Source organism: Marinomonas polaris DSM 16579, assembly GCF_900129155.1.
Lineage (GTDB): Bacteria > Pseudomonadota > Gammaproteobacteria > Pseudomonadales > Marinomonadaceae > Marinomonas > Marinomonas polaris.
On record NZ_FQVF01000009.1, the window covers coordinates 94218 to 109281 of the forward strand.

Below are 15064 nucleotides of genomic sequence, written 5' to 3' on the forward strand. Positions count from 1 at the left end.
TGCTTTTGGTTTTATCGCTTTGGTAGTGATTGATCGGTAAGGCCTGCGAGTTGGCAAAACCAACGGCAGACATCGGCAATCAATCGATCATTGAAATCGTAATGTGGACTGTGACAAGCCACGTTGTGGCCTTCGCCATCGTCACTGCCAATCAATGCAAATGCACCGGGAATCGCTTGCAAATAGTAGCTAAAATCTTCCGACGCCATGATCGGCAAGGCTTGTCCGTGATTAAGTGTTTGTTCGCCATAAAGCGATTGCCAAACCTCGCGAGCATGAGTGGCTTGGTTCTTATGATTAATGGTTGCTTGATAGCGCATGTCGTGTTGTACAACGCATTCCACGCCATAAGCTGCCGCTGTTTGTGTGGCAACATCGGTAATATGTTGATTGATTAGTTGGCGAGTCGCTTCGTCAGGCACACGAATGCTACCGCTTAACGTCGCTGTTTCTGGAATCACCGTTGGCGCTGTTCCGCCATGTATTTGCGTTACGCTGATCACTGCTGTGGCTTGAGGTGCAATGCGTCTGCTAACGATCTGCTGTAACGCCACATTCACCGCGCTTGCTGCTAACAACGGATCGGCACACAATTCTGGTTGGCTAGCGTGACCGCCGCGACCTTTAAATGCCATGCTGAAGGTGCCATTGCCGCACATCACAATATCGTCTGGGCAAGCAATCGTGCCATATGGAAGAGCTGGCCAGTTGTGCCAACCGTAAATTGCGCCGACGTTTTCCAAAGCTCCGTCTTTGATCATTTCGCGAGCGCCGTGAAAGCCTTCTTCAGCAGGCTGAAAAATCAACACCACAGGCTGAGGGAGTTCTGCTTCAAACTGTTTCAACCAACGCACCGTTGCCAACAAAGTCGCAGTGTGACCATCGTGACCGCAAGCGTGCATGCAGCCTTGATTCACTGATTGCCATTCTTTGCCTGTCTGCTCGTCTATCGGTAGGGCATCCATATCACCTCGTAAGGCAATCGCAGAGCCATTCGCGTCTTTGTTCAGCCACGCGATGGTTCCTGTATCAGCACAGGCGCGCCATGGAATATCCAATGCATCGAGCTGGCTTCGCACCAATGACGCGGTGTTTTTTTCTTGCCAACTAAGCTCGGGATGAGCGTGTAACTGCTTGCGCAAGTTTTCAGCGAAGATAATATTTTCTTGCCATAAATTCTGCATAACGCCTCCCTTAAAATATTATTAAAACCCTATGAAATTTGAAAAACTTCATACAGTAGTAATTAAATATTTACGGGGTTGCAAGGGTGAAAAATAAAAAGAACGTCAATTAAAAGTATAAAAGGTAGTGAATTAAACATAAAAACATCAAAAAAAACGCTCAAAACAAACACATAGAGAAATATGTAAAAAATTCAAAAAAAACCTGAAATTCACATTTCAATCAATAAAATAGGCGTTTTAGTGTGCTCCAAAAATGCGCGCTAACGCCCTAAAAATAAGCGATCAGCTCAAAATTAATGCCTTAAAATAAATATCATGTCTAATGATTAGTTATGTAAGTTTATTACGGATTGAATGTTACATATCTAACGATTAGTGCTGTAGTTTTATTTATCTATTGTTTGGCTGCTTTATAAAAGAAAAAATTAAGGTAATAGAGAAAATAAGAGAGAGAAGAGTTGGTGGGAATAGTATTTTAAAATGAGGAAGTCTTGACGTTGAATAAATATGAATATTGTTTTTAATCTAAAAAATGCACGCTTTATTCGTTTCCTAATCTGGGGATTAAATTATTTTGCTCCCATTTCAAATTGAATTTAGGCTAAGGTAGATCCGTCTTTTTATCTTTTCTCAGGTGACTTATGCATAAACTCCCGCCTCGTGCGTTGGAATACCTTAATGCTATTGCTCGGTATAAAACTCTGCGAAAGGCTGCCGCTAGGCTAAATGTTGATCCTTCTGCCGTAAGTCGTTTGTTGTCACAGTTAGAAGAAAGTTTGCTATTACCTATCTGGGACAGAACGAATAATCGTAACCCAATTACTCCAGCAGGAGAGGAACTACTTCAGTATTATCGAAAAATGTCTGCAAGCGAGCAGGCAACTTTATCGAGAATCGATGACTTACTGAACCTACGAACTGGCGAAGTTCGCATTGCGGTAGGTGAGGGGATTTTAGGTGATCTTATTTCATCTTCATTGCAGTCATTTTTGGAAAAGCATAAAGGGATTCAACTTTCGGTAGAAATGGCAGGAGCACAAGATGCAGTACAGTTACTGCAGGAGGAGCATATTGATTTTGCGTTAACCTATGCGTCGGTGAATAATCCTAAACTATATTGTCATTTAGAAACCAGCCATCCTCTTGAATTAATAGTACCGCCGGGACATGCTCTAACCAAGCAAGAAACCCCTGTTACTTTCCATTCTGTTGCCGAGTATCCTTTTGCGTTGCTTGATAAATCTACTGGCATGGGGCGTTTAGTTGCACTTGCAGAAGAACTAAATCATTTAAAATTAACACCGCGTCTGCGAACCAACTCAGTTGCAGCATTAAAGAATTTTGTGATGTCGGGCCTTGGCATTACTTTCATGCCATTACTAACAGTGCGTGAAGAAATTGAGCAAGGAAAAATCGTTGTTATTCCTATGGAGAGTAATATTTTTTCCCAAGCAAAAGTTCAAGTTTTAAGCATAGAGAGTAGAGAGCTAACTTTGGCTGCTCAAGCTTTATTGAATCATCTTAGCGAAACAATGGAATTCTTAGCCCATAAATAGAGCGATAGGTATTGTTTTATTTTATGTGTTGACTTAATTGCAACGCTTTGATGCTTGTGATGTCAACAGCTCAAGTTTAAGTTGGTTGTGTGGATAATAAAATGATAGAAAAATCACATGACTCTAAAATCATAAAGGAACTCAAAAATGACAGTTATCAATCAAGTATTAGGCAAAACTCGTTTGTTTAAAGCAATGGCATTGGGAGCGGCGATTTCATCCATGTCGTTTGCCATCCAAGCTCAAACAATCAACCTAAGTTATAACGGTGCGGCTGATGTAGATAAGAATGCCGTACATTTATTTGCGACGAATCTGCAAAAATTAGTCGATCAGAAAACCAATGGTGAGCTGACCTTAAAGCTTTATCCAAATAGCATGTTGGGTGAAGAGGAAGAGCGCATGGAGCAGGTATTAAATACGCCAAGTCTAAACGTTGCTTCTTTTGGTGGTGTTTCTCCTTTATTTCCTGAAATTTTTGTCAGTGCAATTCCTTTCCTATTCAGTGATTTTGATCAAGCCCGTCAGTTTTTTGATGAAGGTAGTTACTGGAAAGCAGTTCAGAGCGAGTTTTATAAGCGTACTGGTGGACACCTAATGGCCGTAGTGGAAGAGGGCGGTTTTCTTGCCTTTACCAATAACAAGCACCCAATTAAATCTCCGAAAGATTTTGAAGGTCTTCGTTATCGTGCCATGGATAAAAGTCAGGTTGCTCTTTACAACGCATTTGGTGCGTCTGGTACACCAATCCCTTGGACAGAAGTTTATCTTGCACTAAAAACAGGTGTTGCTGATGGTCAGATGAATCCGCCTATGTACATTATTTTAGGCAGTTTATTTGAGGTGCAAAAATACGCAACTTTGGCAAATATCCAATATTCAGACCAGTTCTTAGTAGGTAATGATGAATTGCTAAAAAGCTTATCAGCTAAAGACAAAGCGGCTTTGTTAGAGGCTGTGAAAGAGGCTAATGATATCAACAGAAAAGCGGTGCAAAGTCAGGTTGAGTCTCGTATTGCTTTCTTGGAAGAAAAGGGGATGGAAGTATATCGCCCTACGGCTGCAGAGTTAGAAGAGTTTCGTACAGTAGGTCAACCTTCTTACTTTAAGTGGTTAGAAGAGGAAGGTATTGATCAAAAATGGGTCGATTTAGCATTAAAAGATGTAGGTTTTAAAAAGTAAATCCCATTTAGTTCGGCGCCTTCGGGCGCCGTTACGAGGCAATTATGACTCTGAATTCTATACGTGCATCAGCGTATCGCTTGTTGTTGTTTATATCTGCATCCATTCTCGCTATGAATGTATTGCTTATTTTGTATAGCGTATTTACTCGCTATATTTTAAATCATTCGCCTATTTGGTCGGATGAACTTTCTCGGTATGGAATCATTGCCAGTGTCATGTTGGCGATGTCTTGTGCTTATGTAGACTCCCGGCACATGAGAGTCTCTTTTGTCGAACAAAATGTCGGTCATACTGCTCGTCAGTTGATTCGTATGTATCAATGGTTGGCCGTGCTGTGCGTCTCGTTATTTTTTACTTACGTAAGTGCACGTTACTCAATATCCATGGGTAAGTTTGCCAGCATGAGTCTTGGCGTGAGTAAATCGATTCCTTTGTTATCTGTGCCTATTGGCTTTGGCGCATTATTTCTGATGGTATTTATACAAGGGCCATTCCCGCAGAATCAAGAGAGGAATGAAGCATGTTGATTGCTATTGTTGTTACCTTTTTAGTGAACATATTATTAGGCGTGCCATTATTCATTTGTCTTTTATTGGCATCATTAATCGGCTTTTATTTTGTCGATTTTTCGTTAGCTTATCGCATGGTTCCACAACAGTTTTTTGGCGGTATTAATTCCTTTGCTTTAATGGCCATTCCGCTCTTTATCTTTGCCGGTAACTTGATGAATTCCTCAGGATTGACGTCACAATTGATTCGTTTAGCGAACTCATTGGTCGGACATCTACGTGGTGGCTTGGGTTACGTTAATGTGGTCTCTAGCGTGTTTTTTGCCGGTGTGAATGGTTCAGCCGTGGCAGATACCTCTGCTCTTGGGTCGCTGCTGGTTCCCGCGATGAAAAAAGAAGGCTATTCGACTAGCTACGCAGCAGGTTTAACCGCAGCCAGTTCTTTGATTGGACCTATTATTCCACCCAGTATTTTCATGATTCTTTATGCGTCTTTGACTAATACATCAGTGGGTGATTTGTTTCTTGCAGGCGTCATTCCTGGCTTACTGCTTGGCGGTGCATTTATCGTTATGAATTATCTGTATGCCAGAAAAGCTGGTTTACAAAGTCAAACAGAAAGATCCAGCTTTAAAGGCGTTTTACAGGCTTTTTGGTATTCGGCCCCAGCCTTGATTGCGCCTTTTATCATTGTCTCTAGTATCGTTTTTGGTTTTGTTACACCTACTGAATCGGGTGCTTTAATTGTTGCTTACGCTTTGTTGCTGGGTTTGTTGAATCGTAGCTTATCCTTTACCAAGCTTCGTGAAGCTCTGGTTGATACTGCTATTCTGACTGGCACCATCTTTGTCATTATCGCAGCGTCGTCTGTGGTTAGTTGGTTATTGGCTTATGCTCAATTACCTTCACAGCTCGTTGTATATCTGGAGCCTTTTAAAAATAATCCGACGGTTGTGCTTTTGATTCTTAGCCTGATTACTTTTTTTATCGGTATGTTGATGGAGGAAGTATCTGCGCTGATGTTACTTACGCCGGTATTTTTTCCAGTGGCGATTGCCTCAGGTGTTGATCCTGTGCATCTTGGTGTGGTTATCACCATAAATATCACTATTGCATTGATAACACCGCCAATGGGAGCATGTGTCTTTGTGGCTGCTGCGGTGAGTAAAATTGAGATTACTGAGATGTTTAAAAGTATTTGGCCGTTTGTGATGGTGGCCGTTTTTGCTCAGATCTTTGTTATTTGCTTTCCAAGCTTAACCTTACTACTACCGAGTATTTTTAATTGATATGAGCAGTTACAGACCACCAAATCAGATTCCTCCGTCAAATGATTTTTCTTGGGATAATTACAGGCAAATTACCATTGAGGATAACGGGGAAGTATTAATTCCCCTGAGTACATCGAACCGGTTGGTGACGTATCCTTTCTACGCAAAAATGGGTATTGCCAATGCTATTCCAGAGTGTTTTGTGCGGGAAAGTGTGTTTGATAAATTACACCAAGTAACTAAGCTTATGCCGTCTGGTGTAAGGTTAGTTGTGCTAGATGGTTGGCGTCCTTTTTCGGTACAACAATATTTGTTTGATACTTTAATTAACATCTTGAAAAAGTCGTTTCCGAATCATGCTGAAAGTTATTTGCATGAAAAGGCAAAAAGTCTGGTTTCACCACCAAGTACCGATGTTAAAGCTCCCAGTCCGCACCTTACTGGCGGATCGGTCGACGTGACCTTGTGTGATGAAATGGGGCGCTTTTTAGATATGGGGACTCACTTCGACGAAGCTAGTCAGTATTCATGGACTGATGCGCTTGAAACTCCCAGTTGGAACAATAAAGGGCCGCAGGAGAATCGTCGGATTCTTTATAACGCAATGATCGAAGTAGGTTTTACTAACTTGCCTAGCGAGTGGTGGCACTATGATTTTGGAAATCAGCTGTGGGCGTATCGCACTGGAAGTAAGAAGGCGATCTATGGTGTTACTCGACCAAGAGACATCCTTAAACAATGGGAAAGTGAAATAATAGATAACGGTTTTATATAGTTTTCTGTTGGATATTTGGGGGTAGATCAAAAACTAAGTTGCCCTAGATAATATTTGTTATCTAGGGCAATCATTTCAAATAAACTGCTACAGTTTAGTTATTCAAATACTTGTACATTAACATTGTCTTTTTTAATTAAACGAATGACTCTATTCATTTTTGTATTGCATCATTTGGGTTTATCGAACCGCTGATTCATTGATATACCAAGTGTCATTTTTTCGGTGGATACCAATGACGATCAGCGCTTCGCGTTTCTCGTAAATGCCTTTCCACACAAAACGAAAGCAACCGTCATGATCGTCATCCCGATAGCCTTGTAAAGCCCCAAAATACTCGTAACCCACGTTTCGACCATTTCTGGCTTGCATGTGTTTGATGTCATGCTCAAAACGCTCTGGAGAGAAATCGACAAGATCCTTTTCTTCGTAATGCTTAACAAACAACTCATAGTTGCACGTGTCATCTGCTTTCAGCATTTCCTTAAGGAATTGTTCCGCGATGGCTCTTTCATTTTTGAGTTCAGGCATAGTGGTTTCCTTATGAATTTGTCGTGAAGTTTTAACGAGTCTAACTGTTGTCGGGTCTATTTACGAAACTTGGCCAAATGACAGCTTGCTATACTTGTCTCCGAGTTGGCTAGATATTACATCTAGTGCTTTAAATAACTTATTTTTAAACTTTGTTAAACTGCATATTTTTTAAAAATACATCAATGAATTTTTGCACCGCGGGTAGTTTTTCCCGGTTTTTACAGCTGTATAGATAAAAATTTCGGTAAATAATAGGATCGCAAATAGGTATTATAACTAGTCCATTTTGTTTCACTGATTCGATTGCATAAGGCAGACAGATCGTAACTCCTAAACCATTTGCAACCATGCTCAAGGCCGTTGACATGAAGTTAACCAGGTATTTCGGACTAATTATATACTCAGAAGACTCACGTAATAAATTGTCAATGATAAGCTCTGTAAAGGATCCTCGTAGAGTTATTAGCTCTAGGTTGGCAAGGTCTTTCCATCTGATATTGGCCTCTTTCGCAATCGGATGATTTGGGGGGAGTGCCAAATGAAAAGGGTGTGAGAATATTAGCTGTTTGTTAAGGCTAGATAGTAATTTTCTTTCTGGTCCAATACCAATATCCGCCTCACCTAGGTTGACAATTTCTTGTACGTTTTCTACCCCACAATCAATTAGACTGACTTCAACCTGAGGAAACATTTTACTATATAGAGCGATTATCCTAGGTAGTTCAGCCGATGCTAGTTGCTGAACAACAGCGATTCTTACTTTGCCATAGTCAAGTTTTTTTAGGCCCATCACTTCATTTGTCAAAGCGTCCATTTCATCTAGCATACGGATAACTGCAGGAAGAATGTTTCTACCGGCTTCGGACGTTTCTAATTTTCTGGTTGATCGATCAAACAAGCCTAATTCTAAGTTGAGCTCTAATTCCTTGATAATACTACTAAGTGCTGATTGGGTGATGTGCAGGTTTTCTGCTGCTTTAGTGAAGCTTCCCTCTTGGTGAACCGCCAGAAATGCTCGTAATTGTCTTAGCGTTACATTCATTAGATTATCCTATATATTTATCAATATAATCTGATTGTCTAATAAATATATACCTTATAGTATTTTTTACATAAAGATAAATATCTTCAAAATAAAAATAGAAGGGCTTATGGACATCAAAAAGACATTTTTACCTGTTGACGAGCGCAGCGATTTTTCAATTCACAACCTACCTTACGGAGTTTTCAGTAGCGATACATTAAGCCCTAGGGTAGGGGTTGCTATAGGTCATCAGATTATAGATTTGAGTCAACTTGAAGAGGCAGGCCTTCTTCCTACTTCAGACAACACTGTTTTTAATAGTGACACACTTAACCCTTTTATTTCTCTTGGAAAAGAGATCTGGCATGAAACACGGGCTCGCCTTCAAGACCTTTTGGATTTCAATAATCCAGAATTACGTGACAATAACGAACTGTGTGACAAAGCAATCGTTAACCAAGCTGATGTTCAAATGCATTTGCCTATTCATGTTTCTTCTTATACTGACTTTTATTCATCTCGTGAGCATGCCTTTAACGTTGGCTGTATGTTTAGAGACCCTGATAATGCCTTAATGCCTAATTGGAGTGAGCTGCCTGTTGGTTATAACGGTCGTGCTAGTTCTGTCGTAGTTAGCGGTACAGATATAGTTCGTCCAAGCGGGCAGATCAAAGTTCCTGATTCAGAACGACCAATTTTTTCTAGCTCTCGAAAATTAGATTTTGAGTTAGAAACTGCTTTTATAATTGGGCGTCCAAACGCTATGGGTAAGCCTGTTTCTATTGAAAACGCTCATGAGCATATATTTGGTATGGTACTTCTCAATGATTGGTCAGCACGTGATATCCAGCAATGGGAATGCGTTCCACTCGGCCCGTTTAATTCTAAAACATTTGCTTCTTCTATTTCGCCTTGGGTAGTGACTCTTGAGGCTTTAGAGCCATTTCGTTGTTCTGCACCTAAGCAAGAACCTTTACCGTTACCTTATTTACGCGAGAAGCGTGATAACAATTTTGATATTAACCTTGAAGTATCTTTCGATGTTTCAGGTCACGAAACGGTTATTAGTAAAACAAACTTCAAGTACATGTATTGGACAATGCCTCAGCAACTGGCACACCACACTATAAGTGGCTGCAATATGCAAGTTGGTGATTTGTTAGGCTCGGGAACTATTTCGGGGAAAGATAAGGGGAGTCGTGGCAGTTTGCTTGAGCTGACTTGGAATATGACAGAAGCCCTTACCTTAAATAATGGTGAATCACGATACTTTATTGAAGATGGAGATGGCATCGTCATACGAGGATATGCTCAAAAAGATGAGGTGCGTGTAGGGTTTGGTGAAGTACGTGGAAAAATTCTTCCTGCTAACGAGTTTAATTATTAAGGCGAATATCATGATTAAACTTTATAGCTATTTTAGAAGTTCAGCTGCATATAGGGTGCGTATCGCTTTAAACCTTAAAGCGCTGTCATATGAGTACATCCCCGTTCATCTGTTAAATAATGGAGGGGAGCAACATACCGCTGATTATGAATCTATAAACCCAATAAAGCTGGTACCTGCTCTAGTTGATGGAGAACAAACTATTACTCAATCACTGGCCATAATTGAGTATCTTGAAGAAGCCTACCCTAATACAACATCGCTTATGCCTGACGATGTCAATTTGCGAGCTAATATTCGTGCTTTTAGCCAAATCATTGCATGTGATATTCATCCTGTAAATAATTTAAGAGTTATTCAATACTTAAATAATAAATTAGATGTCGATGAGACACATCGTAATGATTGGTATAAGCATTGGATTACAGTTGGTTTTGATGCATTGGAAAAGGTTTTAGCCAAACAACCTGGAAAATTCTGTTTTGGTGAAGCTCCAACCATGGCGGATTGTTGTCTAGTTCCTCAAATTTATAATGCCAGACGTTTTGAGATTAGCCTTGATAATTACCCAAATATTCTTTCGGTTTATTCATCTTGTAAAGAGCACCCAGCATTTATTCAGGCCGAACCAGAAAAACAACCCGATATGGCTTAATATTAGAGGAAACTGTTATGACATTTAAAATAGAGCAAATTCACCATGTTGCATATCGTTGCAATGATGCAAAAGAAACGGTGGAGTGGTACACGAAAAATCTTAATATGGATTTCATTTTAGCCTTTGCTGAGAACCAAGTGCCTTCAACCAAAGAGCCAGACCCTTATATGCATATTTTTCTGGATGCTGGTAACGACAATGTATTAGCATTTTTTGAACTTCCCACCCAGCCTAAAATGGGGCGCGATGAAAATACTCCAACATGGGTTCAGCATATCGCTCTTCGCGTCCAAGATCGCGACACGCTTTTAGCTGCAAAAAAACAACTTGAAGAAAATGATGTTGATGTACTAGGTATTACAAATCATGGTGTATTTCATTCGATTTATTTCTTTGATCCAAATGGACATCGAATTGAACTGACATACGACGATATAACAGCTAAAGCTAAAATAGCTCAAATTACAGAAGAAATAAAATACGAAATGCTTGATGAGTGGACGAAAGCCAAACGTGCTCCCAAGCATACGGCTTTTCTTCATGCAGAAGAGTTCGAGGCTAAAAAAGACAATTAAATTATTCTCATTAATTTTTCAATTAGTACGAAAAGTTAAACGTTATAAAAAGAGGTATTAAGGAACATTAGCGGCATTATCCAAGTATAAATTAGAAAAAATATTTCCTGCTATTGCTTAGTAGTAGAAATAATAAAAACAAAAATTAAAATTTAATTGAGGAAATAGATATGTTTAAAACTATGCGCTCTATATTATTAGCCGGTACTGTGGTAGCAGGAATTAATACACCTGTTTCAGCACAGACAGTACTAAATGTAAGCACTTGGTTACCCCCTACGCATGTACAAAATTCTGTAGTGTGGCCAACTTGGGGGAAGTGGGTTGAAGAAGCCACAGAAGGGCGAGTTACAGTTAATATTGAGAACAGCTCTAATAACCCAGCCCAACTATTTGAAGTTGTTGAAGACAGTGTTGCTGATGCGTCTTTTAGTTTTAATGGTTTTGTTCCTGGTCGCTTTGAGTTAGAGCAAATTGTCGAGCTTCCTGGGCTTGGAGCTAATGCAGAAGCGGCTTCTTTGGCTTACTGGCGAACTTATAAAAAATACCTACAAGCGGCAAATGAATTTGATGGACTTGAGGTTATTGGCTTATTTACTCATGGACCTGGCGTTATGCATACTCGCTTTCCTGTAAATAGCTTAGATGACCTAAAAGGCAAAAAAATCCGTATTGGAGGAGGAGTTCAAGCAGAAATTGGTAAACGACTTGGTGTAATTCCTGTCGCGGCGCCTGGAAATAAAGTCTATGAGCTTTTGCAAACAGGGGTAGTTGATGGTGCATTTATGCCTATGGTTGAACAACAAGGTATGCGTTTAGTTGAAGTTGCTCCTTATGTAACTGTGCTACCTACAGGCATGTACATGGGAGCGTTTTCTATGTTTATTAGTCCTGATTTTATGGACTCCATAGGTAAAAAGGATGCCGAAGCAATTCGCAGTGTATCAGGTGAACGCTTATCTTTAATGGCAGGAGCTGCTTGGGATAAAGCTGATATTGATGCGAAAAAGTTTTCTGAGGAAAATGGAGGTCAAGTTAATTTACTAAGTTATGGCAATCAAATGTCATTAGATTATCTAAAAATTACGGATGGTATTGATCAAAGCTGGTTAGATGCTGTAAAAGGCAAGAAAGTTGATGCGCAAGCTGCATTAGATTTCCTACGAATAGAAGCTCAAATGTACACAGCTAAACAAAAAGATACTGGAGCTAATTAATGTCTTTTATCTCATGGTTGAATGCAAACTATGAGGAGAGAGGGCCAATGAAATGGTTGGCCTTCTTCTTTGAGCTAATAGCGGCAGCCACTCTATTTGCTCTTATGATCCTCACATGTGTTGATGTTGTTGGTCGTTATTTTCTTAATCATCCTTTAATCGGAGCTACAGAATTAACTGAGATTGGCTTAGCTATTGTTATTTTCTCAGTGATGCCTGTTGTGACATGGCGTGGTTCGCATATTGTGGTCGATTTAATTGATGCATTTATAAAAAATACTTATTTACGGGTGTTGGCATTAGTTTCATCTGTCGTTATTTCATCTTCATTGTACTTTATATCTTTTAGAATATGGGATGTTGGATCTCGTATGTTAAGACGTAATATTACTACTGAGTTTTTACATATTGAAACTGGACTTATTGTTCAATATATTGCGGTATTAAGTTTTGTTACCGGAATAAGTGCTCTCCTTTATTTTTTATTATCAGTCTTTACACAACCAAATTCAGGAGAAGAGAAATGACTTTGATCCTAACAAGTTTTGCAGTTCTTTTAATAATGATAATGTTATTAAGGATTCCAATTGCATTTGCAATGGGCGTAGTTGGTTTCTTTGGCTTTGCAATTTTGAGCGGTCTAACTTGGGGGGATATAGGGAATTTTAGGTGGAGTATCCCACTTTCAATGGCTTCCAATCGTATTGTTGATACAGCGCAAGATTATGGTCTTTCAATAATTCCCCTATTTATTCTAATGGGGAATTTGATAACAAGGTCTGGCCTTTCAAAACAACTATACGCTGCTTCATATGCATTTCTTTGTCATAAAAAAGGTGGTTTAGCGATGGCGACTATCGCAGCCTGTGGTGGTTTTTCTGCTGTTAGCGGTTCTAGTCTTGCTACTGCGGCAACCATGGCAAAAGTAGCGATGCCACCAATGCGAAAATATGGCTATAGTGATGCTTTAGCAACAGCTTCTATTGCCTCTGGTGGCACATTAGGTATTTTAATACCGCCAAGTGTAATGTTGATTGTGTATGGGTTATTAACTCAAACGAGTATTCGAGAACTATTTGCAGCTGGGCTTATACCAGGCATATTAGGAATCTTTCTATATCTTGGGGCCGTTAAATATGTTGTTTGGCGTGATCCAAGTGCAGGCCCTTCTGCTGAAGCAATGAGCTGGGCTGAAAGGCTGCATGCCCTAAAGGGAGTGCGGGATATCTTGGGGCTATTTATTCTGGTGATGGGCGGTATCTATTTAGGTATATTTACACCGACAGAAGCCGCAGGTATTGGTGCTGGAGGAGCATTGGTTATTGCATTATTACGTCGAAGCTTGAGTTTATCATCCCTGTTCAAAACACTAGCGGATAGCGCTCGAACATCAGCGACATTATTCGTGATTATTATCGGTGCATTGATATTTTCTGATTTTATTAACCGTGCTGGGTTGCCTGGAATGATGGTGGATTTTGTTGTGTCACTAGATGTTGCTCCCATTTTGGTGATCTTCGTTATTTTAATGATTTACATTATTTTAGGTATGGTCTTAGAGAGTTTTTCCATGCTCCTCCTTACCATTCCTGTATTTTTTCCTATAGTTTCCGAGCTAGGTTATAGTTTAGTTTGGTTTGGTATTGTTGCTGTTATTGTCGTTGAGATTAGCTTAATAACGCCGCCTGTCGGAATGAATGTCTTTGTGTTAAGTAGTATTATTAAGGATGTCAAAACAGGGACTATTTTTAGAGGTGTATTACCTTTTTGGACTGCGGATATAATTCGCTTACTTCTCGTTGTTTTTATCGTTCAAATTTCAACGTGGTTGCCAGATATGATTTACAAATAATATGCATCTTTATCTTTTTAAAAATGTGTTTGGGTTTTCATATAAAGCCAGTAAGTAAGAATTTATACTGGCTTTATATGGTGTGGATTGATTTTAATCAGATGTCTGTGGGTTAGGCTCTAGATTAAATAATTTAAGAAAAAAGTAGATCTTTGAATGTATTCCAAAGTGTCAGACGCGATTGAAATATGAATAGGAAGAGTTATTTTGAGGTAAACTTTACCTCCAATATTATGGGAATGTGCACATGTCGCTAAAAATACTCAGCCACTTATGGAAGTCACCGATACTTTAAAACTTAAATGTTTATCGCCTAATCTAAGTTACTTTCAGATTCAACAAAAACTAACTTTGTCTGCCACTTATAGGCTACCGCTTAACTAGCCAAAATTCTTACGATTTCTGGCTTGCATGTGTTTGATGTCATGCTCAAAACGCTCTGGAGAGAAATCGACAAGATCCTTTTCTTCGTAATGCTTAACAAACAACTCATAGTTGCACGTGTCATCTGCTTTCAGCATTTCCTTGAGGAATTTTTCCGCGATGGCTCTTTCATTTTTGAGTTCAGGCATAGTGATTTCCTTACATTTTGGAGTATGGCTAAGGTCAAATATTGTTACTATGAATAACTTACCGAATATTTTATTTGAATGAAGTCATTTGGAAAGGTAATTGCTTCTGATTTTTCCAGTTTAATTTTGGCATTGATTTTACCGAAAAGAGGAAGGCCATCACCTAAAATAATGGGTGCTTTGGTAATGGTTATTTCATTTATGAGTTGATGGTTTAGGAAGGATGTAATTGTAGTGCCGCCATCGATATAAGCATGCTTGTAACCATCGCTTTCTAGTTGGTTCATAAGGTCGCGAATATCTCCTGAGTATATTTTAACTTTATCGCTTACATTCTCAGGTGCTACTTTTACAGAGTTACTAAGTACATAGATCTTAATATCACCATAAGGCCATTGCTCGGGTTCTAGGTTAAAGCCAGATATTGTTTCCATGCACTTTCGCCCCATGATCATGCAATCGACTGATCCGATAAAATCATTAAATCCCATATCAGGATTTTGACTCATATCCGCATCTTGGTCACCAGCTTCGCTTAACCAATCAACACTTCCGTTAGGAGTAGCTATGTAGCCATCAGCACTGGTAGCGATATATACCGAACATTTCATTTAATTCAAACCTCGATCTTTCGAGTCCTTTTTATCTTTAGCGCAATGCTAATAAATAGATACGAATGTGTATTCGTATCTGACTCTCTAAAGTTGTAAGTTGTAAGTTGTAAGTTGTAAGTTGTAAGTTGTAAGTTGGATGTCACCTTTA

The 15064-nt window shown here is 39.4% G+C and carries 16 protein-coding genes; 11 read left to right on the top strand and 5 right to left on the bottom strand.

Annotated elements, in window-relative coordinates:
- Positions 1 to 11 precede the first annotated feature (11 nt).
- The gene (doeB2, locus tag BUA59_RS11210; protein ID WP_072839791.1) at positions 12 to 1184 is read right to left on the bottom strand and encodes a N(2)-acetyl-L-2,4-diaminobutanoate deacetylase DoeB2; all 1173 of its coding nucleotides are present in this window, start codon (positions 1182 to 1184) and stop codon (positions 12 to 14) included.
- 644 nt (positions 1185 to 1828) lie between these two features.
- Here doeB2 and BUA59_RS11215 point away from each other — a divergent pair.
- From BUA59_RS11215 to BUA59_RS11235, 5 genes are all read left to right on the top strand, one after another.
- Positions 1829 to 2743, top strand: coding sequence for a LysR substrate-binding domain-containing protein (locus BUA59_RS11215; RefSeq protein WP_072839792.1), 915 nt, complete (start codon positions 1829 to 1831; stop codon positions 2741 to 2743).
- A gap of 147 nt (positions 2744 to 2890) precedes the next feature.
- Positions 2891 to 3925 carry a TRAP transporter substrate-binding protein gene (locus tag BUA59_RS11220; RefSeq protein ID WP_072839793.1) on the top strand — a complete coding sequence of 345 codons (1035 nt, stop codon included), beginning with the start codon at positions 2891 to 2893 and terminating at the stop codon, positions 3923 to 3925.
- A 44-nt stretch (positions 3926 to 3969) separates the two neighbouring features.
- Positions 3970 to 4455: a TRAP transporter small permease gene (locus BUA59_RS11225; protein WP_072839794.1), complete on the top strand. Its 486-nt coding sequence runs from the start codon at positions 3970 to 3972 to the stop codon at positions 4453 to 4455.
- Positions 4449 to 5726 (top strand): TRAP transporter large permease, encoded by a 1278-nt coding sequence (locus BUA59_RS11230; protein ID WP_072839795.1) that lies wholly within the window; start codon positions 4449 to 4451, stop codon positions 5724 to 5726. Before BUA59_RS11225 ends, BUA59_RS11230 begins: the two co-directional genes overlap by 7 nt.
- A gap of 1 nt (position 5727) precedes the next feature.
- Positions 5728 to 6483 carry a M15 family metallopeptidase gene (locus tag BUA59_RS11235; RefSeq protein WP_072839796.1) on the top strand — a complete coding sequence of 252 codons (756 nt, stop codon included), beginning with the start codon at positions 5728 to 5730 and terminating at the stop codon, positions 6481 to 6483.
- Between the two features lie 180 nt (positions 6484 to 6663).
- Here BUA59_RS11235 and BUA59_RS11240 read toward each other — a convergent pair whose 3' ends face one another.
- Both BUA59_RS11240 and BUA59_RS11245 read right to left on the bottom strand, forming a co-directional pair.
- Entirely contained in the window at positions 6664 to 7014 is a 351-nt protein-coding gene (locus tag BUA59_RS11240) for a hypothetical protein (protein WP_072839797.1), read from the bottom strand.
- A gap of 145 nt (positions 7015 to 7159) precedes the next feature.
- Positions 7160 to 8059 carry a LysR family transcriptional regulator gene (locus BUA59_RS11245; protein ID WP_072839798.1) on the bottom strand — a complete coding sequence of 300 codons (900 nt, stop codon included), beginning with the start codon at positions 8057 to 8059 and terminating at the stop codon, positions 7160 to 7162.
- Positions 8060 to 8168: 109 nt separating this feature from the next.
- On the opposite strand from BUA59_RS11245, the gene fahA reads away from it, so the two are divergent.
- The 6 genes from fahA (at position 8169) to BUA59_RS11275 (ending at position 13730) form a co-directional block, all read left to right on the top strand.
- Positions 8169 to 9428, top strand: a complete 1260-nt coding sequence (gene fahA, locus BUA59_RS11250; protein ID WP_072839799.1) for a fumarylacetoacetase — start codon at positions 8169 to 8171, stop codon at positions 9426 to 9428.
- A gap of 10 nt (positions 9429 to 9438) precedes the next feature.
- Positions 9439 to 10083 (top strand): maleylacetoacetate isomerase, encoded by a 645-nt coding sequence (maiA, locus tag BUA59_RS11255; RefSeq protein WP_217653734.1) that lies wholly within the window; start codon positions 9439 to 9441, stop codon positions 10081 to 10083.
- Between the two features lie 17 nt (positions 10084 to 10100).
- Complete coding sequence (locus tag BUA59_RS11260) at positions 10101 to 10661, top strand: VOC family protein (RefSeq protein ID WP_072839800.1); 561 nt, start codon at positions 10101 to 10103, stop codon at positions 10659 to 10661.
- 170 nt (positions 10662 to 10831) lie between these two features.
- Positions 10832 to 11878: a TRAP transporter substrate-binding protein gene (locus tag BUA59_RS11265; protein ID WP_072839801.1), complete on the top strand. Its 1047-nt coding sequence runs from the start codon at positions 10832 to 10834 to the stop codon at positions 11876 to 11878.
- A gap of 47 nt (positions 11879 to 11925) precedes the next feature.
- Positions 11926 to 12405: a TRAP transporter small permease gene (locus BUA59_RS11270; RefSeq protein ID WP_245813135.1), complete on the top strand. Its 480-nt coding sequence runs from the start codon at positions 11926 to 11928 to the stop codon at positions 12403 to 12405.
- Positions 12402 to 13730, top strand: a complete 1329-nt coding sequence (locus tag BUA59_RS11275) for a TRAP transporter large permease (RefSeq protein WP_072839803.1) — start codon at positions 12402 to 12404, stop codon at positions 13728 to 13730. The genes BUA59_RS11270 and BUA59_RS11275 overlap by 4 nt, the downstream gene beginning before the upstream one ends.
- Before the next feature lie 380 nt (positions 13731 to 14110).
- Here the strand turns inward: BUA59_RS11275 and BUA59_RS11280 are convergent, their stop codons facing one another.
- Positions 14111 to 14302 carry a hypothetical protein gene (locus BUA59_RS11280; RefSeq protein ID WP_072839804.1) on the bottom strand — a complete coding sequence of 64 codons (192 nt, stop codon included), beginning with the start codon at positions 14300 to 14302 and terminating at the stop codon, positions 14111 to 14113.
- A 47-nt stretch (positions 14303 to 14349) separates the two neighbouring features.
- Positions 14350 to 14913, bottom strand: a complete 564-nt coding sequence (locus BUA59_RS11285) for a dihydrofolate reductase family protein (RefSeq protein ID WP_072839805.1) — start codon at positions 14911 to 14913, stop codon at positions 14350 to 14352.
- Between the last annotated feature and the right edge of the window lie 151 nt (positions 14914 to 15064).